Below are 22,018 nucleotides of genomic sequence, written 5' to 3'. Positions count from 1 at the left end.
CCCACTCGCCGGCTTTACGGCATCACGCGAACCGGCCCTTTGATCACCGCAGCAGGCCGCGAGCGAGCGTCCACCACCGCCCACGCAAACACGCCCAGCCCGGCCAGTGCCAGCAAGGCGCCCACCCAGCCGGTGGACGTCCAGCCCAGGCCGGCGCTGATGGCCAGGCCGCCGACCCAGGCGCCCAGCGCGTTGGCCATGTTGAAGGCCGAGTGGTTGAGGGCTGCAGCGAGCACCTGGGCTTCGCCGGCCACGTCCATCAGCCGCAGTTGCAGCGCCGGGCAGATGGCCACGGTGGTGCCGATGAGGAAAATATTGATGGACCCCAGCACCACGCTATGGGCGGTGAACACATAGGCCACCAGCACCACGATGGACCACACCAGCATGCCGCCCACGGTGGGCATGAGGGCGCGGTCGGCCAGTCGCGAGCCCAACACATTGCCCACCACCATGCCCAGCCCAAACAGCGCCAGCACCACCGGCACCCCGGCCAGCGGCAGGCCGGCCACTTCGATCATGGTGGGTTTCACATAGCTGAACACCGCAAACAGGCCGCCAAAGCCAATGGCGCCAATGCCCAGTGTCAGCCACACCTGTTTGTTGCGCAGCGCACCCAGCTCGCGCAGCGGGCTGGCGCCGGGTGGTGCGGCCATGGCGGGCACTTCGCGGTGAATGAGCGCGGCGGCCAGCAAGGCCATGGCGCCCACCAGCACAAAGGCGGCACGCCAGCCAAACAGCTGCCCCAGCCAGGCCGCCAGCGGCACGCCCAGCAGGGTGGCCAACGTGAGGCCAGTCATGACCAGGCCAATGGCGCGCGCCCGCTGGCCCGGCGCGGCAAGCCCGGCCGCCACCAGCGCAGCCACGCCAAAGTAGGTGCCGTGCGGCATGCCGGCCGCGAACCTCAACACGTTGAGCCAGGCGTAGCCGGGCGCCACAGCGCTGGCAAAGTTGCCCAGTGCAAACACCAGCATCAGCGCCACCAGCAGCGCGCGGCGGCCCCAGGTGGCGGCGAGCACGGCCAGCACCGGTGCGCCCACCACCACACCCAGCGCATAAGCGCTGATCACATGGCCGGCCTTGGGAATGGTGACCCCCAGGTCTTGTGCCACCTCGGGCAGCAGGCCCATGATGACGAATTCACCGGTGCCAATGGCAAAGCTGCCGATGCCCAGCGCCAGCATGGCGCGGCCCGGGCGGGCCAACGGAGTGGAAAGAGCGGTGGTACCCGCGTCGGTGGTGAGGGGAGCGGACATGGGAGGGAAGCAGGAAGACGGGGAAGGGGAATGCAGGGGGCGCGCGCAGCGGCGAGCCCCTGGGGCTGAATTGCCCAGCGGGCGCTGGGTCGTTACACCGCGTTCACCAGCCGGTAGCGCGTGCCGCCAGCTTCATTGGGCTCCAGCGTCCATTGCCGGTTGTGAAACGCGGCCACCGTGGGCCGGTGGGCAATGGACACCAGGGCGCCGTTTTCCTGCGCCACCATGGTTTTCAGGCGCTCGTACAACGTGGCTTCGGCGGTTTCGTCCAGGGCGCTGGTGGCTTCATCCACAAACAGCCAGCGCGGCTTTTTCAAGAAGGCACGGGCCATGGCCAGACGCTGCTGTTCACCGCCTGAAAGTTTTTGTCCCCAGGTGTCTTCGGTGTCGAGCTGGCTGGCCAGGTGGGGCAGCAGGGCGTCGCTCAAGGCTTGTTGCAGTTCGGCGTCGGTGTAGCGCTCGGGCGTGGCCGGGTAGGCCAGCGCGTGGCGCAGGGCGCCGTTGGGGAAGTAAGGGCGCTGCGGCAAAAACATCACACGGGCGTCAAAGTCGACCGGGGGACGCAGCCGGCTCACGGACCAGGGCCAGATGCCCGCCAGCGCGCGAAACAGGGTGGACTTGCCGCTGCCCGACGGGCCTTTGACCAACACCGTGTCGCCCGGGTTGAGTTGCAAACCGTTGACCGCGAGCAGGGCGGTGCCGCCGGGCAGGCTCAGGTGCAGGTCGTCCAGCGACAGCACGTCTTCGGTGTGGGGTGTGGCCACCGTCTGGGTGTGGGCGCTGGCTTGCAGGGCCTGAAAGCTGGCTTCAAAGCTGGTGATGCGGTCGGTGGTGGCGCGCCAGGTGGCCAGGCGGTCGTAGTTGTCCACAAACCATGAGAGCGCGTCTTGCACGCGGCCAAAGGCGGAGGCAATTTGCATCAGCTCGCCCAGCTGAATGGCGCCGCTGAAAAAGCGCGGCGCGGCCACGATGAACGGAAACACCACAGCAGCTTGCCCAAAGCCCACCGTGAACCAGGTCAGCCGCTTTTGCGCGCGGATGAGTTGCAGGTAGTTGCCCAGCACCTCGCCAAAGCGGCTGCCCAGCTGGCGTTTTTCGACCGGCTCGCCGCGGTCCAGCGCAATGGATTCGCTGTATTCGCGCACCCGCACCAGGTGGTGCCGAAAGTCGGCCTCAACCCGTTGCTGTCGAAAGTTCAGGCCAATCAGCGGGCGGCCAATGTAGTGCGTGATGACGCTGCCGAGCACGCAGTACACCACCGCCATCCACACCATGAAGCCGGGAATCACAACCTCGTCGCCGTTGAAGCTGAAGGCAAAACTGCCCGAGAGCGTCCACAAAATACCCACAAAGCTGACCAGCGTGACCACCGCGTTGAGCAGGCCCATGGACAGACTCACCGAGTAGCTGGTGAATAGGTTCATGTCTTCGGCGATGCGCTGGTCCGGGTTGTCGGGCGTTTTGTCGCCGTTGCCGTTGCCGGTAAAGCGCGCCAGCTCCAGATGGTAGAAAGCCTGGTTGGCCAGCCAGCGGTTGACGTAATGCACCGTCATCCAGGCGCGCCAGCGCATTTCCAGCAGCTGCGTCAAATAGAAGCGGTAGACCGCGATCACGATGAAGCCAAACGCCAGGTAGGTGAAGCGCCCCAGCTCGCGCCAGAACACCGGCGCGTCCTTGTTTTGCAGCGCGTCGTAAAACACCCGGTTCCATTCGTTGAGTAGCACCAGCATGTACACCGCCGCCAGGTTCAGCGCCACAATCGCCGCCAGCAGTGCGCGCGCACGCCACTTTTCTTCCGAGTTGAAGTAGGGTGCGGCGAGCGCACCGACCTTGCCGGCAAACAGGCGAAAGCTTTGGAATTTGGACAGGGCTTGGGTCATCGAAGGTGTCTCAACAGATCGTGATCGGTGTCTTCAAGGATGCGCTGAAACGGGTGTTGCAGGACCACACCGCATGGCCCACCCGGAGCCTGCCCAGCAAGCCGGGGGATCTCATCCATTGGAAATGCCCGACGCCACATGCCCCGAGGGCACGTGCATCGAGGCCGATTCGATGTGCCCGGTCTGGTCGTCAAAGAAAAAGTCGGGTTCAAATTCGCGCAGAAACGGGCCTTTGGGCAGGCCACCCAGAAACATGGCTTCGTCCACGTCAATGCCCCAGTTCATCAGCGTGCGAATGGCGCGCTCGTGCGCCGGGGCGCTGCGCGCGGTCACCAGCGCGGTGCGCACGCGCATGTTGTTGGTGCCTTCGGTTTGCAGGCGGTGCAGGGCTTCCAGCAACGGCTTGAACGGGCCACCAGCCAGCGGCTGGCCGGCGTGGCTGGCCTCGTGCGCCTGAAAGGCACTCAGCCCCTCGGCTTGGTACACGCGCTCGGCCTCGTCCGAAAACAGCACCGCGTCGCCGTCAAAAGCAATGCGTACCTCGTGCGGGTGCGCGTCGCTCGCGTGCACCGACTGCGGGTACACCTGCGCGGCCGGCACGGCGGCGTCCAGCGCGGCGCGCACATCGGCCAAATGCGTGCTCAAAAACAGGTTGGCGCGCAGTGGGCGCAGGTAGCGCCAGGGCGGCTGCCCGCGCGTGAAGCTGCCGCGCTGAATGGGCAGGCCGTAGTGCTGCGCCGAACGAAACACCCGCATGCCCGACACCGGGTCGTTGCGCGACAAAATCACCACCTCCACCCGCTGCGCGTCGGCATCGTTGAAGGCCAGCAGCTTGCGCACCAGCGAAAACGCCACACCCGGCAAGGCGGGTTGCTCCAGCCGGTCCAGCTGCAGCTTCATGTAAGCCCGGTCGTCGCCGGTTTCAAACAGCCGGTTCTCTTCTTCAAAGTCGAACAAGGCCCGCGAAGAAATCGCCACGACCAGTTGACCATCCAATGTGACAGGCATGGGGAATCGCCTTTGCAAGAAATCAGAAGGCTGAAGCGTAGCCCAAATGCGAAGGCTCAGCCGAGTCAGGCAAACATCCAAAACCCATCATCTCAACGGCGCGAGGTGCCCCACCCAGGATGCGGTGGAACTGGCTTTGCCGGGCCACTCGCATCGCCCCCTGGGGGGTGACGCGCCCTTAGGCGCGGCGCGGGGGGTCAACCAACAAGCTGGTTGAGCTGAATGATGGGCATCAAGACCGCCAGCACGATCAACATGACCACCAGGCCCATGCCCACGATCAACATGGGCTCCAGAATGGTGGCCAGGTGCATGGCGCGGCGCTGCACTTCGGCGCTGAGCTGGTCCGCGGCACGGCCGAGCATGGCCGGCAGTTGCCCGGTTTGTTCGCCCAGCCGGGCAAACATGGCCACCAGCGGCGGAAAGCGCTTTTTGCTGCTCAGCGCCGAAGCCAGCGGCGCACCCTCGCGCACCAGCACCAGCGCGTCCAGCGCGTCGGCGCGCATGGCCTGGTTGCTCAGGGTTTCGGCGGCGGTTTGCAGCGACCGCAAAATGGGCACCCCCGCCGCCGCCAGCATGGCCAGCGTGCCCGCAAAGCGGGCGGCGTTGTAGCCCCGGGCCAGCTTGCCCACCAGCGGCAGGCGCAGCCAGGCGGCGTCCATGGTCAGGCGCAAGCCCGCGTTGCGCCGCGCCATGGTCAGCGCACCGGTGCCCAGTGCCAGCGCGCCCAGCATCAGCCAGCCGTAGCTGCGCACAAAGTCGCTCAGGTTCAGCATCACCACCGTCAAAAATGGCAAGGCGCGCTTGCTGCCAGCAAACACCCCGGCCACCTGCGGCACCACATAAGCCACCAAAAACACCACGATGACGATGGCCACCACGGTGACGATGGCGGGGTAGAGCGAGGCGGCAATCAGTTTGTTTTTGAGCGCTTCGCGGGTTTCTAGGTCGTCGGCCAGGCGCTCCAGCACCGTGCCGAGCTGGCCGCTTTGCTCACCGGCTGCGATCACGGCGGTGTAAATATCGGCAAACTCTTTGGGGTGCCGCGCCAGCGCCCGCGCAAACGGCGAACCACCGTTCACCTCAGACCGCAAGTCGGCCATCAGGTTGCGCTGCTTGTCGTCTTCGGCCTCTTCGGTCAGCGCGGCCAGGGCGCGTTCCAGTGGCAAGCCCGCCGCCACCAGGCCAGCCAGTTGCCGGGTCCACACCGCCAGTGTGGTGGCGTTGAACACGCCACCACCCCAGAGCGTGATGTTGAGCCCCTGCGCCCGCTGCTCACCCCCGGCCGAGGTGGCCGGCTCCACCACCAGGGGCACCAGCGCGCGAGCCCGCAACAGGCTGCGCGCGGCCTTGGCGGTGTCGGCGTCGATCAGGCCTTTTTGCGTGGCGCCCCGGGCGTCCAGGGCTTCGAAGGTGTAGGCGGGCATGTGACAAGCGTGGGGTATGAAGTGAGCTAGCGTACATCTGACCAGGCCGGCGCGCGTGCCCCCTTGCAGGATGCGGCGGAACCGGCTTGGCCGGGCCGCACCGCATCGCCCCTGGGGGGTGACGCCGCAGGCGGCGCGGGGGTCAATCTCTGGTCACACTCATCACCTCTTCCAGTGATGTGATGCCGGCATCGATCAGGTGCTGGCCGTCTTCTCGCATGGAGCGCAGGCCGCTGGCCTGGGCGGCAGCAAAAATCTGGCTTTCGGCGGCGCGGCTGTGGATGAGGGGGCGGATGACATCGTCCACCACCAGCAGTTCGTAAATGCCGGTGCGGCCCTTGTAGCCGGTGTTGCCGCAGTGGGCACAGCCCACCGGGTGCCAGCGGCCTTGCTCGTCCTGGCGGCGGCAGTGGGTGCACAGCTTGCGCACCAGGCGCTGCGCCAGCACCCCCAGCAGCGAGCTGGAGAGCAAAAACGGCTCTATGCCCATGTCGGCCAGGCGGGTCACGGCGCTGGCGGCGTCGTTGGTGTGCAGCGTGGCCAGCACCAAGTGGCCGGTGAGCGATGCCTGGATGGCGATTTGCGCGGTCTCGAAGTCGCGGATCTCGCCGATCATGATCACGTCCGGGTCTTGCCGCAAGATGGCCCGCAGCGCCTTGGCAAACGTGAGGTCGATCTTGGCGTTCACCTGCGTCTGGCCCACGCCGGCCAGCTCGTATTCAATCGGGTCTTCCACCGTCATGATGTTTTGCGCGCTGGCGTCCAGGCGCTGCAGCGCGGCGTAGAGCGTGGTGGTTTTGCCCGAGCCCGTGGGGCCGGTCACCAGAATGATGCCATGGGGCTGCGTGATGAGGTGGCGAAAACGCGTCAGCACATCGCCCTGCATGCCCACGGCCTCCAGGCTCAGCTTGCTTTCGCTTTTGTCCAGCAGGCGCAACACGGCGCGTTCACCGTGGGCGCTGGGCAGGGTGGACACGCGCACGTCGACCGCGCGGGTGCCAATGCGCAGCGAAATGCGGCCGTCTTGCGGCAGGCGTTTTTCTGAAATGTCCAGCTCGGCCATGATTTTCAGGCGCGAGATGAGCGCGGCGTGCAGCGCGCGGTTGGGCTGCACCACCTCGCGCAGCGTGCCGTCCACCCGAAAGCGCACGCTGGAATGGCGTTCGTAGGGCTCAATGTGGATGTCGCTCGCGCCGTCGCGCGCGGCCTGCGTGAGCAGGGCGTTGAGCATGCGGATGATGGGCGCGTCGTCGGCGGCCTCCAGCAGGTCTTCAATAGCCGGCAGGTCTTGCATCATGCGGCTCAGGTCCACATCGCTCTGCACTTCGCTCACCACCGCCGCCGCGCTCGACTCGCCCTGGGCGTAAGCGGCGCTGATGCGCTGCTTGAGCGTATCGCCGTTTTCCCAGTGGATGTCGCGCACATCGTGGCGGCGCAAAATTTCAGACAGCGCCGACAGTCGGCGGGTTTGTGCGGCCGCGTCGGCGGCCGGCGAGTTGCTACCCAGCAGGGTCAGCGCCTGGCCGTCGTCTTCCAGCAGCCAGTGGTGTTCGCGGGCGAAGGCGTAGGGCAGCGGGTATTTCACAGCCTGGGCCTCACTGCAGCGGTGTGGATGCCGGTGCGGGTGCTGGCGCCAGCGGCGTGGCCACGGCGGGCTGTTCAGGCAACAACGCCGCCGGTGCCCGCTGCGGCGCCATCACGGGGCCTTCGTTGATGCCCAGCAGGCTGTTGGGCTTGGGTTGGCCGTCTTTTTGCAGGGCGCGCATCAGCTCGTAGCGGTCCAGGGTCAGGTTGCTGGTCTCGCGGGCATCGCGCAGCACCACCGGGCGCAAAAACACCATCAGGTTGGTCTTCTTGCGTGATCGTTTCTCGCTTTTGAACAGGTTGCCAAACAGCGGCACATCGCCCAGGCCGGGCACCTTGTCTTCGTTGCCCGAGAACTCGTCTTGCAACAGGCCACCCAGCACCACAATGGCGCCGTCGTCCACCAGCACGGTGGATTCGATGGTGCGCTTGTTGGTGATCAGGCCGGCAGACGAGTTGAGGGACTGCGCCGCCACGCTGCTGACCTCCTGGAAGATCGTCATCTTGATGGTGCCGTTTTCGCTGATCTGCGGTTTCACCCGCAGTGTCAGGCCCACGTCTTTGCGCTCAATGGTCTGAAACGGGTTGACCGAGCCTTCGCTGCTGCCGGTGTTGGTGAACTGGCCGGTCACAAACGGCACGTTCTGGCCAATCACGATCTTGGCTTCTTCGTTGTCCAGCGTCAGCAGGTTGGGGGTGGACAAGATGTTGCCCTCGCCGTTTTGCTGCAGAAAGCGCGCCAGAAAGCCCAGCACATACACCCCGTTGGTGCGGGTGACGGCGCCCAGGTTGAGGCCCGCCCCGGGCGCCAGCGTGCCCGGGGCGCCCGCCGCGAGGCTGATGATGTTGTTGCCGCCAGCGCCAAAGTTGGTGCCCAGCAGACCAATCAGGCCGTCGCCGGCCTTGCCGATCGGGCCTTGCCACTGAATGCCAAACTCGGCCGCCTTATCGGCGTTCACTTCCGCAATCAGGCTCTCCACATACACCTGCGCGCGGCGCGTGTCGAGCTGGTCGATCACGGCGCGCAGCTGCCGGTATTGCGGCTCGGGCGCGGTGATGATGAGGGCGTTGGTGGCCGGGTCGGCCTGAATCTGCCCACCGGTGGACGGCGCCGCACTGGCCGCCACCGGCGTGGTGGCCGGGCTGCCTGCGGTGGCCGGGCGGGCGGCAGGGGCAGAAGCGCCGCCGCCCGACCCGCCCGATTCACCGGCCATGGCCGCGCGCAGCGTGGCCGCCAGCGACACGGCGTCGGCGTTCTTCAGGTACACCACATGGATGTTGCCGCTCATGTTTTGGGAGGTGGGCTGGTCCAGCCGCGCCACCAGCGAGCGCACCAGCGCCAGCCGCGCCGGGTTGGCCGCGCGCAGCACCAGGCTGTTGCTGCGCGGCTCGGCCACCAGCGTGGTTTTGTACGACGTGTCTGCCTGCCCAGCGGCGCCGCCGCCGCCTGATTCAATCAGCCGGCTCACCAGGGCCACCATGTCCACCGCCACCGCGTGTTGCAGCGGGATGATTTCCACGTCGGTGGCGCCGGCAACGTCGAGCGCCGCAATGATGCGACCAATGCGCTGCAGGTTGTCGGCGTAGTCGGTGATGACCAGCGAGTTGTTGCCCGGGTTGACGTTGATGGTGTTGTTGGGCCCGATCAGCGGGCGCAGCACCGGCACCAGGTTGTTGGCCGACTCGTGGTTGAGGCGGAATATCTGCGTCACGACCTGGTTGGAGGTAGGCAGCGAGGCCACCGCACCGGCGTTGACCACCGTGCCTTGCAGCTTGGCATCGGACTCGGGCACGATCTTGTACAGCCCACCCGTGTCCACCAGCGAAAAGCCTTGCAGCCGCAGCACGGCCGCAAACTGGTTGAGCGCAACAGCGGGCGTCACGGGGCGTTCGGTCGCCAGGTTGATGGTGCCTTTCACGCGCGGATCGACCACCACGTTGCGCCCGGTGATCGTGGCCATGGTGCGAGCCACGGCTTCAATTTCAGCGCCCACGAAGTTCAGCACCACCGGTTCGCTGGCGCGGCTCTGTGCGTGCGATGGCGCGGGCAGCACGCCCAAGCCCAGCGCCAGGCAGGTGCTCAGGGCCACAGCGGTCAGTGCGGCGCGGTTGCGTGGCGTGCGTTGCCCAGGTGCGGGGCGCGTCGTGCTGCCACAGGTGTCATTCGTGTTCATGTTTTGATCCTATCGCGGACGCCAGTGCGCAGACCGTGGGGTGGCGCAATGTTGCGTTGAATGAGTCGGTCCACCGCCCGGGGGTTCCGGGCGCGGGACGGGCATGGTCTTGCGGGCATAAGGCTGGGGCCATCGTTCGGTTGGTGGTCCGGTCAGCCAATGTTGAACACCGAGCGCGGGCCCTGGCGCCGCCCCATGATGTTGAGCAGGTTGGTCAGGGCTTCCTCGCGTCCGGCGGCAGCCTGGGCGTCACCCTTGAAGCGCAAACGGCCACCAACCCACTGGCCGCTGCCCTGCAGCAGCAGGTCACCACTCACGGTGGTCAGGTCCAGTGTGGCGGTATGACCATCGGCGGCGGCTTTGAGTGCGAAACGGTAGCTGCCCAAAGGGCGCAGGCGCGACAGGCGCGAAGACACATCTTGTGCGTCCACCACCAGGCTGCCTTGCAGGTTGGTGCGGCCCTGGTCCCAGCGCAGGGTCAGGCCTTCGGTTTGCAGAGCCAGCTGGCCTTCCATGTGCAGGGTGTTCCAGGGGGTGCCCAGGCCCACCAGCAGGTCGGCGGGCCAGTAGCTGCTGGACGCTGCCACGCGCAATTCAGCGCCACCCCAGCGGGGCAGCAGCAAGAGCGCCAGCGGCTGGGGGGTGCAACACGGCGCGGAAAGCAGCAAGCCCACCGCAGGCGCGCCCGAGGCCAGCCGCGGACTCAGCCGCCAGCGCACACCCTGGGGCAGGGCCGACTCGCTGCGGCTGCCTTCGCCGCCGGTCAGCAGCAGGTCGGCCTGGCCTTGCCACACGGTACCGCTGGGGTTGACCAGCTGCAGCTGGCCGCCGGTGGCGCTGTTGAGCGCCTGGGCCAGCCAGCGCGCCGGGGCAAACAGCAACAGCGCCAAAGCCAGGCCAGCCAGTGCGCCCAGCCAGGCGGCGCGTTGGGGCCATGTGCTTGCCATGCCTCAGCTCCCGCCCAAGCCGGGACCGCCCAGCACCAGCGTGCCGCTCCAGGCGGCGGGCTCGGTGGCTCGGTTGAGCTTGGCTTCCAGTGGCATCAGCCGGGCGTTCACGCGCACCTGCGACAGCCATTGCGCCAGCGCATCGGGCGGTGTGTTGTTCAGCGTCAGGGTGGCGCGGTCACCCAGCACCGCCAGCTGCGCCGTGCCGGCCAGGCCGGTCGTGGCCTGTTCCAAAGCCCGCAATACGTCGTCGCGGTTCATGGGCCTGGCGCTGTTTTGCGCCCGCAGGCTCTCGGCCGTGGCGGCCATGCTGCGCATCTGGCCCAGCTGCTCGTCCAGGCGGGCGTGGCGCTCGGGCGCCAGGCGCAGTGTGTTCAGGGCCGGCGCCACCGCCAGCCACCACAGCAGGCCCAGACCCACCACCCAGGCGGCCAGGGACAAGGCGCGTTGCTCTCGGGGTGCGAGGCGGCTGTAGGCCGCCTGCAGTGGCGCGGTCCAGCGGGCCAGGGGGTTGGTGTGCGGGGTTTTGGCCATGTTTCAGCGCTCGGTGGGTTGCAGCGTCAGTTCGTTGCCGTCAAAGCGGGCTCGCCAGCCGTTTTGTTCCAGGCTCTGCTGCAGGGTGCGCACCTGGTCTTCGCTGGCGCGCCAGCCGCTGAACCGGCCTTCACCCGGGCTAAAACCGATGGCGGTGGGCTCAGGCAAGGCGCCAGGGGCCACCTGTGCCATGGCGCTCAGCATGGTTTCCAGGTCGCCGGCCGAGAGCGTGCCGCTGGCTTGTTGCAGCCGGGTCAGTTCGCGGCGCATTTGCAGGGGCGCGTCCAGCACCAGCGCCACCTGCGGAAAGCCTTGTTGCAGCACCTGGCGCATGGCGCTCTGCTTGGCGTCCAGGCTGCTGCGCTCGGCCCAAGCCGCCACATTCAGGCCCACCAGTTGCACCGCCACCAGTGCGGCCAGGCCCCAGCGGGCAGGCCGCCAGGCGGGCGCGCTGCGCCAGCGGCGCAGGTGTTGTTTCAAGCGCTGCCCGCGCCGCGCACCAGACGACAGGCTCAGGTCAAACTGGGCCAGGTTCCAGTCGGACTGCGCGCACTGCAGCAGCCACACAGCGCGGGGCACCAGTTCAAAGCGCTGGTCCAGCGTGCGCTCGGCGAGCGAGGCCACGGCCGGGTCGGCGAGCCAGCGTGTGGTGTCCGGGTCGGCTGCCCAGGGGTCGGTGCCCGTGGCGGCCGTCAGCGCGCCAAAGGCCGAATCACCCAAGGTGCTGTTGCCGCCTTCGCGCAGGGGGGTGCAGATCACACCCAGCGGGCTGGCGCTGGCCAGCCACACCTGGTTGCCTTCGTCGTGCGCCCAGTGCAGGGTGGGTGAGGCGGGGTGGTCGGGCGTGGTCAGCGCCGACGCCGGCAACGGCCACAGCGCGGGGGCGATGCGCGCCACCGGGCGCCCTGCAGCTTCCAGGGCCTGCAACCAGCTTTGCAGCCAGGCCTTGTTGCAGGCGGCCACCCACACCGTCTGCCCCGAACGGCCACCCGGCTCCAGGGCGTAATGCAGCTCGCTGGTGTCGCTGAGCACGCGTTCTTCCAGCAAGCCGTCCAGCACGGCCCTCAGCTTGGCGTTGGCCACTTTGGGCAGCGCCAGGCGGTGCCACGAAACAGCCCGCGGCGGCAGCACCAGCACCACGTCGTCGTCGCGTGGCAGCAGCGAGGCTGCGCAGTGCCCATGGTCCAGCACCAGCTGGCCGTCGCTGGACGTTGCCCAGTCGAGCAGGGCCGTGGGCCCGCTGGCGGGCGCGACGGAGAAGTCGGATGGGGTGAGGATCAGCACAGGGTGGGGCGGTGGTGGGGTGGGAAACGGTTGGGTGCCATTCTAGAGAGCCCGTGAGGTGGTGCGTTGAGGCGGAGCAGCCGGCCTGGCTTATTTACTGGCCAGCGATGCGCTCGCGCCATCTCACGCGCACATCCAGGTTGTTGCGCACCACCAGTGAGCGCTCTTCAATCACCGCGTCGTCCAGCCGCAGGCGACCCCGCACCTCGAAATAATTGCTCCGGGTGCCGTGCCGGGTTCCCGTCAACTGGTTCTCCAGCGCCGGCAACAGGCGGCTGGCGTCGGCCAGGGTCTTGAAGGGGCTGCGCTCGCGTTCGGTCACCAGGCGCTGCGCCTGCGCCATGTCCAGCTGCGGCATGCTGGCCACAAGGGCCTGCGGGCTGGCGGTGTTGATGTTGAGCGTGGTGCGTTCGGGCAGCACCGCCACATGGGGCTCCAGTGCCGCCAGGCTCCCCGGCCCAATGCCCAGCCAGCCCAGGTGCGCCAGCTTGCGGGGCTTGAGCGCGGTGCGCGAGGGCATGGGGTCGTTGGCGGCCAGCGCGGTGGTGCTGAGCAGCTCGTCCACCGCCGCGTTGAGCTCGGGCAGTGGCAGGTCCAGCTGTTCGTAGAGCCGGGTGAAAGCGGCCAGGTCGGGCTCTGAAACCTCGGCTTTGGTGGCGGCGCCCGTGCCGCTCAGATTCACCAGGTTCATGAAGTTGAGCCGCGACTGCATATCGATCACCTCGCCCGACAGAAAGGCCTGCAGCACATCGTCGGCGCTGTTTTCACGGTCGGCCGCCAAAAAGCTGGACAGGCGGGCTTCTTCCAGCGGCATGGCCCAGGGTTCGCCCAGGTGGTCGGCGTTGTTGTTGTTCATGTTGCCGCGTGCGTCTTCGCGCAAGATCAGGCGCGCCCAGTCCAGGGCCCCGGTGAGAATCCAGCCCGCCTGCAGGCGCTGGCGTTCGGCGGTTTCCACCTCGGTGGCGCGCCATTGCTGCCACAGCGCAGCCGAAGCCAGCGTGGCCACCAGCGTCACCACCAGCATGGCCAGCAACAGCGCTGCACCGCGCTGGCGCTGCACAGCGCTGGGTTGTGGCCTGCGTGTGCCGCTCATGGCCGGCCCGCCTGCAGCGTGGGGCGCACCCAGTCGCGCACCAACTGGCCCGACAGGCTTTGCCCTGCGGACAGCGTCAACACCAGCCGCACGCCATTGGGCAGCTCGGTGGTCGTTGTGGTGCCCGCCACCTCGCCGCCGGTGGCCTCCGTGCCCACCGACGACTGCGGGTTGGCCCAGGTTTCGCCGCGGTGGTAAAACAGCTGCCACTGGTCAATGCCAAAGAGCGCGACGGCGGTGTCGTTGCCGCCGCCAGCGCCGCCGTTGGTGGACAGGCGCCCGCCACTGCCCCATTCGGCGGCCCGCTGCCAGGCGCGTGCCAGCTCGTCGCGCCGCACCAGCGGGGGCGACTGCCAGCGCACCCATTGGGCCAAGCCCGCGCTGGCGTTGCCTGCCGACCCAACGGCCGCTGGGTCCGAACGCTGGTCTGGCGTGTGCCGCGCCCAGGCCACCACCCGCAAGCCCGGGCTCTGCAAGCCCGCTTCGGCGCTGTCGCGCCGCGTCATGCGCAGCACCTGGCCGTTGAATTCCAAGGCGCTCACCTCACCGGTTTCCACCACCGCGTCCAGATCAGCACCCCATTGGCCCAGCCCCGCCTGCAGGCGCAGCAGCTCGTCGGCCCGCTGCTGGGTCAGGGTCTGGGTGCGCGTCATGCCGTCCAGCGAACGCCAGCTCAGCAGCGCCAGCATCGACATGATCGTGATCGCCACCAGCAGCTCGATCAGCGTGAAGCCGCGTTGTCGTGAAGCAGGCCCCAAAAGGTCCTTTGACCGGCGTGAAATGCCCGAGCCCAGTACGCCGCGGGACTGGCTTTGCCAGACCGCAGGCGTTGCCCCCTTGAGGGGGTAGCGCGTGGCGCTGCGGGGGGGCGCCATCAATACCGCCCCAGCACGGTGGACAGCGTCAGCAGCTGCACCGCCACGCCATCCACCGGCGCCGTCACCACCGCGTCGATGCGGCGAAAGTTCGGGTTGGGCGTGGGCAGCACCGACAGCCGCACCTGCAGCGTTTGCCCGGTCTGCTCGCACGCCACCGTGCTGTCGCCCACCCCTGGCAGCTGGCGTGACAGGCGCAACCGCGTCAACTCGTTTTCGGCACACAGCTGGGCCAGCCACTGGTCGCTCTGGCGGGTGGCGGCCCGCGTCAGGGCGCCCGTGGCCTGCAGCCCGGCCGACAAGGTGATGGCCACCACAGCGAGCGCCACCAAAATCTCGACCAACGTGAAGCCGCGCTGTTTCATGGGTTCATGGCGTGGGCACCACGGCAAAGGGCGACAGGCCGTCTGTGGCCAGCGTCAGTTGCCGGTCGCCTTGCAGCAACACCAGCCGCTGCGCCGCAATGAGCGGCTCGGGGCCGAGCACCAGCACCTGGGCGCCGGTTGGTAGCGTCACCTCGGCGCGGGTTTCGGGGCTCAGCCAGCTGCGGGGTTCTGCCAGAGAGTCTTGGGCCACGCGTTTGGGCTTCACGCCCACAAATTCAAAACCGTCTGGCCGCTGGCGCCACACCACCGGTACGCCACTGGTGCGCGACTGCGCGCGGGCCGACTCCAGCATCGCCGACAGACGCAGCCCTTCGCGCTCCAGCTGTGTGGCGCTGCTGTCGCGCAGCGCCAACGTGGCGCCGGCGGTGGCCAGCGCCACAATGGCCACCACCACCATCAGCTCCAGCAGGGTAAAGCCCCACTGTGGACGGTAGGTGGGTGACAAGGTGGATGGCAATTCAAACCTCCGCCGATGAGCCGGGGAGTTCTGCACAACGGGTCTGAGTCAGTAGCGCCCCGCGCAAGACATACCTTCGCCCAGCGGGTGCCGAAGATCCGGCTCCGCCGGTCCAAAGGCACCGTCCCCCTGGGGGGCTGAGGGCCGCGGCTCCAGGTCTGCCTGCGCAGACTTGGACAGCCCGAAGAAACACCGCCTCCGGCGGTGTTGCGGCCTGCAAGGCGAAGCGAAGCTGCGCAGGGGGGTGTCGTGTCACTGCCAGCTGCCCAGGTCGGCATCGCGGCCTTCACCGCCGGGCTGGCCGTCCGCACCGAGCGACAACACATCCACCTCGCCATGCACGCCAGGGTTCAAGTATTGGTAAGGGCGGCTCCATGGATCGGCTGGCAGCTTTTCCAGGTAGGGGCGCCAGTTGGGCGGCACGGGGCTGGCCGAGGGCTTGGTCACCAGCGCGTTCAAGCCTTGTTCGCTGGTGGGGTAGCGCTGGTTGTCCAGGCGGTACAGTTTCAGCGCTTGCATCAGGTTGTTCACGTCCGTTTTGGCGGCGGTCACGCGGGCGTCGTCGGCGCGGTCGAGCACATTGGGCACGATCAGGGCTGCCAGCACGCCAATGATGACCAGCACCACCATGAGTTCAATGAGCGTGAAACCCCGCTGCAGCGAGCGCCCAAAACGGGCCTGCAGGCTGGCAGGGCAGGGGGTGAGGGTGTCGGTGTGGTTCATGTCAATTTCCCTGAGATGGCGCGTTGTCCAAGGTCAACAAGGCCAAGATGTTCCTGGGCGCTTGGGCTTCACCGTCCATCATAATGCGGCCATATGACCAAGGCGTCCTCTTTCAGCCATTCCGTTTACCCCGGTGACGGCCATGCCAGCGCCTCGGCCACGCGTCGGCCCTGGCCCGCTGTGGCCGCGGGTGCGCTGTGGCTTGCTGCGGGTTTGAGTGCAGGGTATTGGGTGTTGCTGGCCATGGGCCGCACGCCGGTCACGCCCGTGGCGGCTGCACCCCTGGCCTTGCCCGTGGCAGACCCCGCCGTGGTGGCCCGTGCATTGGGCTTTTTGCCGGTGGTGGCGGTTGCCGATGTGGCGCAGGCGCCTGTGCCCGTGCCGAGTCGCTACGTCTTGTTGGGCGTGGTCTCGGTGGGTGCGGCCCAGGGCGCGGCGTTGATCGGCCTGGATGGCCAGCCGCCCCGGCCCTACCGCGTGGGTGCCGTGCTGGACGGTGGCCTGGTGCTGCAGTCCGTCAGCCGCAACACCGTGCGCCTGGGCCCTGCGCTGCAAGGGCCTGCCACGGTTGAACTGTCTTTGCCTGAAATTCCCACCTCACCCTGAGCAAAAGACGCTCAGCCGCTCAGTGTTCCAGCAGGCTCTGCGCGGCTTGCAGCAGCGGCCAGGCCAGCAGGGCGCCCGAGGCCTGGCCCACGCGCAATTCCATGTCCAGCAGCGGCTGGGCTTGCAGGTGAATCAGCAGCAGCCGGTGCCCCGGCTCGGCCGAGCGGTGCCCAAACACCAGGTAATCGGCCACCGCCGGGCACAAGCCGCGCGCCACCAGCGCCGCAGCGCTGGCCACAAAGCCGTCCACCAGCACCACGCGGCGCTCGCTGGCGGCCTGCAGCATGGCGCCCACCATCATGGCAATCTCAAAGCCACCCATCGCCGCCAAAGCGTCCAGCGGGGTCACGGCCTTGCGGTGGCGCGAGGCCGCTAAAAACAGCTTTTCCAGCTTGTTTTGCAACTGGGCGTTGGTCAAGCCACCTTCCTGGTGGTGGTCGCGCCCGCAGGCATCGGCCAGCGGCACGCCACACAAACGCGACAGCAGCAGCGCCGCGCACGACGTGCTGCCCACGCCCACATCGCCCAGCGCCAGCACATTGCCAGGCAGGTGTTTCACCACGTCCATGCCCGCGTGCAGGGCGGCCATGGCCTGCGTGATGGACATTGCCGCGCTCAGCACCATGTTGCGTGTGCCGTGTCCAATTTTGCGCACCACCAGCGGTACCCGCCGCGCAGCGTCTTCGGGCACAACCGCGTGCGAAGCCAGCCCAGCGTCCACCACGGTCACGTCAAAACCATGCAGGGCCGCCAGCGCATTCACCGGCGCCTGCCCTTGCAGCATGTGCACCACGCGCTGCTGCGTCACCTCCAGCGCAAAGGCCGACACCCCCTCGTCGGCAATGCCATGGTCGGCGGCAAACACCACCACCTGCGGCGAGTCAAAGACCAGCAAGTCAAAGCTCTGCGCGCTGGCGCTCTGAATGCGCGCGAGCTGCAACACCAAGGTCTCCAGCCGCCCCAGCGCGTGCTCGGGAAAGCCTTGCAGCGCCAGCCGCTGGGTCACCGCTGCGTCCAGCGCCGCGTCGGCCGTGGGCAGCACCGCAGGCAGCCGCAGGCCCGCGGGCAACACGGCTTTGCGCGGACCGTTGATGGGCTCAAAAACAGAATCGACAGCCATGCGGTGCGCCTAGCGTTAACTTTTGAGAAACAGACGGTACACCGGGTTCTGCGTTTCTTCCACGTAGGGGTAGCCCAGCGTGTCCAGAAATTTGGCAAAAGCCTTGTCGTCTTTCGGCGGCACCTGCAAGCCCACCAAAATACGGCCGTAGTCAGCGCCCTGGTTGCGGTAATGAAACAGGCTGATGTTCCAGCCCGGGCGCATCAGGCTCAAAAACTTCAGCAAGGCACCGGGCCGCTCGGGAAATACAAAACGCAGCAAGCGCTCGTCGTGCGCCAACGGCGAATGCCCGCCCACCATGTGCCGAATGTGCTCTTGCGCCAGGTCGTCGTGCGTCAGGTCCAGGGTGTCAAACCCCTGCTTGCCCAGGTGGCCCGCAATTTTGCGCGACTCGCCCTTGCCCTGCGTGGTCAGCCCCACAAACACATGCGCCTTGGCCGCGTCGTGCACGCGGTAGTTGAACTCGGTCACGTTGCGTGGCGTGCCCGGCAGGGTGCCAATCAGCTCGCAAAAGCGCCGAAAACTGCCGCGCTCTTCAGGAATCGTCACCGCAAACAGCGCCTCGCGCTCTTCGCCCACCTCGGCGCGCTCGGCCACAAAGCGCAGCCGGTCAAAGTTCATGTTGGCGCCACACAAAATGGCGGCGTAGGTCTGGCCCTTGGTTTTGTGCTGGGCCACATACTGCTTGATGGCCGCCACCGCCAGCGCGCCCGACGGCTCCACAATGCTGCGCGTGTCCACAAACACGTCCTTGATGGCCGCGCACACCGCATCGGTGTCCACCACCATGTACTCGTCTACCAGGCCGCTGGCAATGCGAAAGGTTTCTTCGCCCACCAGCTTCACTGCGGTGCCGTCGGCAAACAGGCCCACGTCGGGCAGCGTTACGCGCTCTCCCGCTTTCACCGACCGCAGCATCGCATCCGAGTCCGTGGTCTGCACCCCGATCACCTTGATCTCTGGGCGCACCGCCTTGATGTAGTTGGCCACACCCGAAATCAGCCCGCCGCCGCCAATGGCCACAAACACCGCGTCCAGGTGGTCCGAGCCCAGGCTTTGCAGCTGCCGCAAAATTTCCATGGCAATCGTGCCCTGGCCCGCAATCACGTCCGGGTCGTCAAACGGGTGCACAAACGTCAGCCCCTGCTTTTTCTGCAGCGCCACCGCGTGGGTGTAGGCGTCTGAATAGCTGTCGCCGTGCAGCACCACGTCACCACCCAGCGCCACCACCGCGTCCACCTTCACCTGGGGCGTGGTGGTCGGCATCACAATCACCGCGCGCGTGCCCAGCTTGCTCGCACCCAGCGCCACGCCCTGCGCGTGGTTGCCGGCCGACGCGCAAATCACGCCCTTTTTCAGCTGCTGCGGCGTCAGGTGCGCCATCTTGTTGTAAGCCCCGCGCAGCTTGAAGCTGAACACCGGCTGCTGGTCTTCGCGCTTGAGCAGCACCGTGTTGTTCAGCCGCCGGCTCAGGTTTTTGGCTGGCTCCAGCGCCGACTCCACCGCCACGTCGTACACCCGGGCGGTCAAAATTTTCTTCAAATAGTCGGCCGGGGTCAGCGCCGTGACGGGTGACGCGAGTGGCAATTCGGCGTGGGGAGCGGTCTTTTTGGGTCGAACGGGCATGGTGATTCCTCTGTTCTGATCATATCCAGACCCAAAAACGGCCAAAAAAAACCCGGACTGGCAGAACCGGTCCGGGCTTAAATCCACCCGTGGAGGGTAGAGGAGACAACCTTAAATACAATGGCGCCAGTATACAGCGCACGTGCTGCAATGCAACAAAGTTGGGCTGGCTTTTGCTATCTTTTAGAGAGCTTACCCAAAGTTCGCTACTTATTTCACGCTTGGAACCCCTCATGGAATGCACCGTCACCTGGACCGGCGCCGCCGGTACCCGCTCCCACATGGGCTTTGTGGCCGAAACCGGCAGCGGCCACGTGCTCACCATGGACGGCGCCCCCGACGCCGCCAAGCCTGAAAACGGCGGTGCCAACCTGGCCCCCCGCCCCATGGAAACCGTGCTCGCCGGCACCGGTGGCTGCACCGCCTACGACGTGGTGCTCATTTTGAAGCGCGGCCGGCACGACGTGCGCGGCTGCAGCGTCAAGCTCACCACCGAGCGCGCCGAGGTCGACCCCAAAGTCTTCACCAAAATCCACATGCACTTCACCGTCACCGGCAAAGGCATTCCCGCCACAGCGGTCGAGCGTGCCATTGCCATGAGCCACGAAAAATACTGCTCAGCCAGCATCATGCTGGGCAAAACCGCCGACATCACCACCGGTTTTGAGCTGATCGAAGCCTGACGGCCGGGGGCTGTGCCCCATCCCCACTCGGCCTGAGCGCGCTGAAGGTTTGGCGCGCCGGCAGGGTGGCCGCCCCGCTTCACACCCGGTGCGCCACCGTCGTCATCACCTTGGCGGCCGCCCGCATCAAGCCCCGCACCGGCGCCGGCAGCTCCACCGCGCCGGCGTGTTGCGCCTCCCGTGCGTGGCGGGCTTCGTCGTCCTTCATTTGCGCCACGATGGCGCGCGAAGCCTGGTCCCCCGGCGGCAGCCGGTCCATGTGGCTGGCCAGGTGCGCTTCCACCTGGCGCTCCGTTTCCACCACAAAACCCAGGCTCACCCCCGGCCCCATGCGCCCAGCCAGCAGGCCCAGCCCAAAAGCCCCGGCGTACCACAGCGGGTTCAGCAGCGAAGGCCGCGCGCCCAGCTCGTCCAGCCGTGCCTTCGTCCAGGCCAGGTGGTCGGTTTCTTCGCGGCCAGCCGCCTCCAGCTGCGCCGCCAGCGCCCGGTTGGGCGCCTTGCCGCCGCCGGGGCTGCGCGCCGCCAAGGCTTGCGCCGTGTAAAGCGCCTGCGCACACACCTCGCCCACATGGTTCACCCGCATCAGCGCACCCGAAAGCCGCCGCTCGTCGTCGCTCAAAGCCTCATTGGGCCTCTCAGGCACGGTCGGGCAGTCGCGCGAAGCGCGGGCCGGCACAAAAAGCGTTCTCAAAGCGGCGTCGGCCGCGGTCAGCAGGGGGTCCATTCGCATGGTGGGGCTCCTCGGTGTTGTCTAGCGGTCGGGTCGGTGCAGGCCACGTTAAGCCTGCAAACCATGGCGCGCGTCACAGCGGTCATCTTGCCATGCCGCTCGCGCCCTCATGGCTGGCTCACGGCGTGCGCGCGCTGTCGATGCTTTCTTGTCGCCGTGTGTTGTGTCAGATCAAGTGGCTTGTTTGTAGTTCGGTTGCAACAAAAAACCTAGGGTTTACCCAAATATTGCGCCCGGTGGTGCCGCTCGCCGTGGTGCAGCTCGGCCCATTCTGTTGCAATTGCTTCAGCTTCCGAAACGGAGGTTGGTTCAAGGGCACAGACCCGCGGCCTCTCTTTTTACAACCTTGGAGAAATTCTCAATGAAAAAGACCCTGATTGCTCTGGCCGCCGTGGCTGCCACCAGCGCCGCCTTTGCACAATCTTCCGTGACCCTGTACGGCGTGGCTGACGCTTCGATCGCCAAGTCCACCGGTTCTTCCACGGCCTTCACCAGCGCTGGCACCATGAACAATGGCACCAGCCGTTGGGGCGTGCGCGGTACTGAAGACCTGGGCGGTGGCCTGAAGGCTGGCTTCAACTTCGAACAAGGCCTGAGCCTGGCTGATGGTTCCTCTGGCGCATCTGCCGCCGCTGTTGCACGCAATCCAGCCGCTGCTTCGCCAAATTTCTCCCGCGGTGCTTACCTGACGCTGGGTGGTGGTTTCGGTGAGGCTTCGCTGGGTCGTCGCCTGAACCCTGCTTTGTACACCGCTGCGGCTTGGGAACTGACCGGCACGGCCAACTACTCTGTCGTGGTAAACCAGTTCGGCGCCGTGCTGAACGGCATTCGTTACAACGACATGCTGATGTACACCTCGCCTTCGTTCGGCGGCGTGACCGTTCAGTACGCTCATGTGCTCAAGGGTGACCGTTTGGCTGACAAGGCCACCAACGACATCTCTGTGCGCTACGCCGCAGGTCCTTTGAGCATTGCTGCCAACTGGAACAAGAACGAAGAGGCTGCAGCTGGAAGCAAGCACGTGGGTGCTTCGTACAACTTCGGTGCCTTTAAAGTTGCTGGCGCTTACATCAATCCCGTTGGCCCAGCCGAGGGTTTCTCGATCGGTGGCTCCACCAACATGGGCCCAGTGGCTCTGACTTTGGACATCGCTCGTGACACCGAGTACAAAGATACCGACCTCTTGATCGAAGGCAAATACGCTTTGAGCAAGCGCACCACGGCCTATGTGGCGTTCCTGCGCGACGGCGGTAGCGACAAACCCAATGCCGCTGGTGCTGTGAAAAACGCTTCCAACGTGAACAACTTTGGTTTGGGCATTCGCCACAACTTCTGATCGTGAGGCTGGCTTGACCAGCTGACGCTCTGAAATTCGAAAACCCTTGCAGCAGCAATGCGGCAGGGGTTTTTTTCATGGGTTCGCTGATCTCGGTGCCGGTCTTGAGTGTCAGCTGAATACCCCGGGCGTGTCAGACTTCGGGTGGTCAAGCCTGCCGCCCGCCAAAAAAAAAGCAAGCACCATGCGGGCGCCGATCCCGGTAACAGCGTAGAGCGCACGTCTTGCTCGAATGGAAAACCTCCTTGGCGCCTCTCAAACGTTTCATTTTGTTCGTCTGGCGTCAATT

At 66.6% G+C, this 22,018-nt stretch carries 20 protein-coding genes; 3 read left to right on the top strand and 17 right to left on the bottom strand.

Features of this window, described 5'->3' with window-relative positions; translation table 11 throughout:
• Positions 1-14: 14 nt before the first annotated feature.
• From AC4QBL_RS13885 to gspG, 14 genes are all read right to left on the bottom strand, one after another.
• Positions 15-1,256 carry an MFS transporter gene (locus AC4QBL_RS13885; RefSeq protein ID WP_472900223.1) on the bottom strand — a complete coding sequence of 414 codons (1,242 nt, stop codon included), beginning with the start codon at positions 1,254-1,256 and terminating at the stop codon, positions 15-17.
• Between the two features lie 92 nt (positions 1,257-1,348).
• Positions 1,349-3,136 (bottom strand): ABC transporter ATP-binding protein/permease, encoded by a 1,788-nt coding sequence (locus AC4QBL_RS13880; protein ID WP_472900224.1) that lies wholly within the window; start codon positions 3,134-3,136, stop codon positions 1,349-1,351.
• 111 nt (positions 3,137-3,247) lie between these two features.
• Positions 3,248-4,144 (bottom strand): 5'-nucleotidase, encoded by an 897-nt coding sequence (locus AC4QBL_RS13875; RefSeq protein WP_472900225.1) that lies wholly within the window; start codon positions 4,142-4,144, stop codon positions 3,248-3,250.
• Positions 4,145-4,341: 197 nt separating this feature from the next.
• Positions 4,342-5,571, bottom strand: coding sequence for a type II secretion system inner membrane protein GspF (gene gspF / locus AC4QBL_RS13870; protein WP_472900226.1), 1,230 nt, complete (start codon positions 5,569-5,571; stop codon positions 4,342-4,344).
• 142 nt (positions 5,572-5,713) lie between these two features.
• Entirely contained in the window at positions 5,714-7,156 is a 1,443-nt protein-coding gene (gene gspE / locus AC4QBL_RS13865; protein WP_472900227.1) for a type II secretion system ATPase GspE, read from the bottom strand.
• Between the two features lie 10 nt (positions 7,157-7,166).
• Positions 7,167-9,329: a type II secretion system secretin GspD gene (gene gspD, locus AC4QBL_RS13860; protein WP_304839566.1), complete on the bottom strand. Its 2,163-nt coding sequence runs from the start codon at positions 9,327-9,329 to the stop codon at positions 7,167-7,169.
• A 152-nt stretch (positions 9,330-9,481) separates the two neighbouring features.
• A complete protein-coding gene (gene gspN, locus AC4QBL_RS13855) occupies positions 9,482-10,276 on the bottom strand; it encodes a type II secretion system protein N (protein WP_304839563.1) in 795 nt (264 codons plus the stop codon).
• A 3-nt stretch (positions 10,277-10,279) separates the two neighbouring features.
• Positions 10,280-10,810, bottom strand: a complete 531-nt coding sequence (locus AC4QBL_RS13850) for a type II secretion system protein M (protein WP_304839561.1) — start codon at positions 10,808-10,810, stop codon at positions 10,280-10,282.
• A gap of 3 nt (positions 10,811-10,813) precedes the next feature.
• Positions 10,814-12,094, bottom strand: coding sequence for a type II secretion system protein GspL (gene gspL / locus AC4QBL_RS13845; RefSeq protein ID WP_472900228.1), 1,281 nt, complete (start codon positions 12,092-12,094; stop codon positions 10,814-10,816).
• A 94-nt stretch (positions 12,095-12,188) separates the two neighbouring features.
• The gene (gene gspK / locus AC4QBL_RS13840; RefSeq protein ID WP_472907623.1) at positions 12,189-13,187 is read right to left on the bottom strand and encodes a type II secretion system minor pseudopilin GspK; all 999 of its coding nucleotides are present in this window, start codon (positions 13,185-13,187) and stop codon (positions 12,189-12,191) included.
• The gene (locus tag AC4QBL_RS13835; protein WP_472900230.1) at positions 13,184-14,062 is read right to left on the bottom strand and encodes a PulJ/GspJ family protein; all 879 of its coding nucleotides are present in this window, start codon (positions 14,060-14,062) and stop codon (positions 13,184-13,186) included. The genes gspK and AC4QBL_RS13835 overlap by 4 nt, the downstream gene beginning before the upstream one ends.
• Complete coding sequence (gspI, locus tag AC4QBL_RS13830; RefSeq protein ID WP_472900231.1) at positions 14,062-14,427, bottom strand: type II secretion system minor pseudopilin GspI; 366 nt, start codon at positions 14,425-14,427, stop codon at positions 14,062-14,064. Before gspI ends, AC4QBL_RS13835 begins: the two co-directional genes overlap by 1 nt.
• A 4-nt stretch (positions 14,428-14,431) precedes the next feature.
• Positions 14,432-14,845 (bottom strand): type II secretion system protein GspH, encoded by a 414-nt coding sequence (locus tag AC4QBL_RS13825; RefSeq protein WP_492131666.1) that lies wholly within the window; start codon positions 14,843-14,845, stop codon positions 14,432-14,434.
• A 312-nt stretch (positions 14,846-15,157) separates the two neighbouring features.
• Complete coding sequence (gene gspG / locus AC4QBL_RS13820; protein ID WP_472907625.1) at positions 15,158-15,628, bottom strand: type II secretion system major pseudopilin GspG; 471 nt, start codon at positions 15,626-15,628, stop codon at positions 15,158-15,160.
• Between the two features lie 93 nt (positions 15,629-15,721).
• Between gspG and AC4QBL_RS13815 the strand changes: the two genes are divergently transcribed.
• Positions 15,722-16,234, top strand: coding sequence for a type II secretion system protein N (locus AC4QBL_RS13815; protein ID WP_472907626.1), 513 nt, complete (start codon positions 15,722-15,724; stop codon positions 16,232-16,234).
• Positions 16,235-16,253: 19 nt separating this feature from the next.
• On the opposite strand, the gene AC4QBL_RS13810 is transcribed toward AC4QBL_RS13815, so the two are convergent.
• Positions 16,254-17,354, bottom strand: a complete 1,101-nt coding sequence (locus AC4QBL_RS13810; RefSeq protein WP_472907627.1) for a nicotinate-nucleotide--dimethylbenzimidazole phosphoribosyltransferase — start codon at positions 17,352-17,354, stop codon at positions 16,254-16,256.
• Between the two features lie 15 nt (positions 17,355-17,369).
• Entirely contained in the window at positions 17,370-18,980 is a 1,611-nt protein-coding gene (gene ilvA, locus AC4QBL_RS13805; protein WP_472907628.1) for a threonine ammonia-lyase, biosynthetic, read from the bottom strand.
• Positions 18,981-19,213: 233 nt separating this feature from the next.
• Here ilvA and AC4QBL_RS13800 point away from each other — a divergent pair, with 233 nt between their 5' ends.
• The gene (locus tag AC4QBL_RS13800; protein WP_472900237.1) at positions 19,214-19,663 is read left to right on the top strand and encodes an OsmC family protein; all 450 of its coding nucleotides are present in this window, start codon (positions 19,214-19,216) and stop codon (positions 19,661-19,663) included.
• Between the two features lie 79 nt (positions 19,664-19,742).
• Here the strand turns inward: AC4QBL_RS13800 and coq7 are convergent, their stop codons facing one another.
• Positions 19,743-20,393 (bottom strand): 2-polyprenyl-3-methyl-6-methoxy-1,4-benzoquinone monooxygenase, encoded by a 651-nt coding sequence (gene coq7 / locus AC4QBL_RS13795; RefSeq protein ID WP_472900238.1) that lies wholly within the window; start codon positions 20,391-20,393, stop codon positions 19,743-19,745.
• Positions 20,394-20,754: 361 nt separating this feature from the next.
• Between coq7 and AC4QBL_RS13790 the strand changes: the two genes are divergently transcribed.
• A complete protein-coding gene (locus tag AC4QBL_RS13790; protein WP_492131595.1) occupies positions 20,755-21,729 on the top strand; it encodes a porin in 975 nt (324 codons plus the stop codon).
• Positions 21,730-22,018: the final 289 nt, after the last annotated feature.

The sequence above is a fragment of the Hydrogenophaga sp. L99 genome (assembly GCF_058731905.1).
This window is presented reverse-complemented; position numbering and strand designations above follow the sequence as displayed.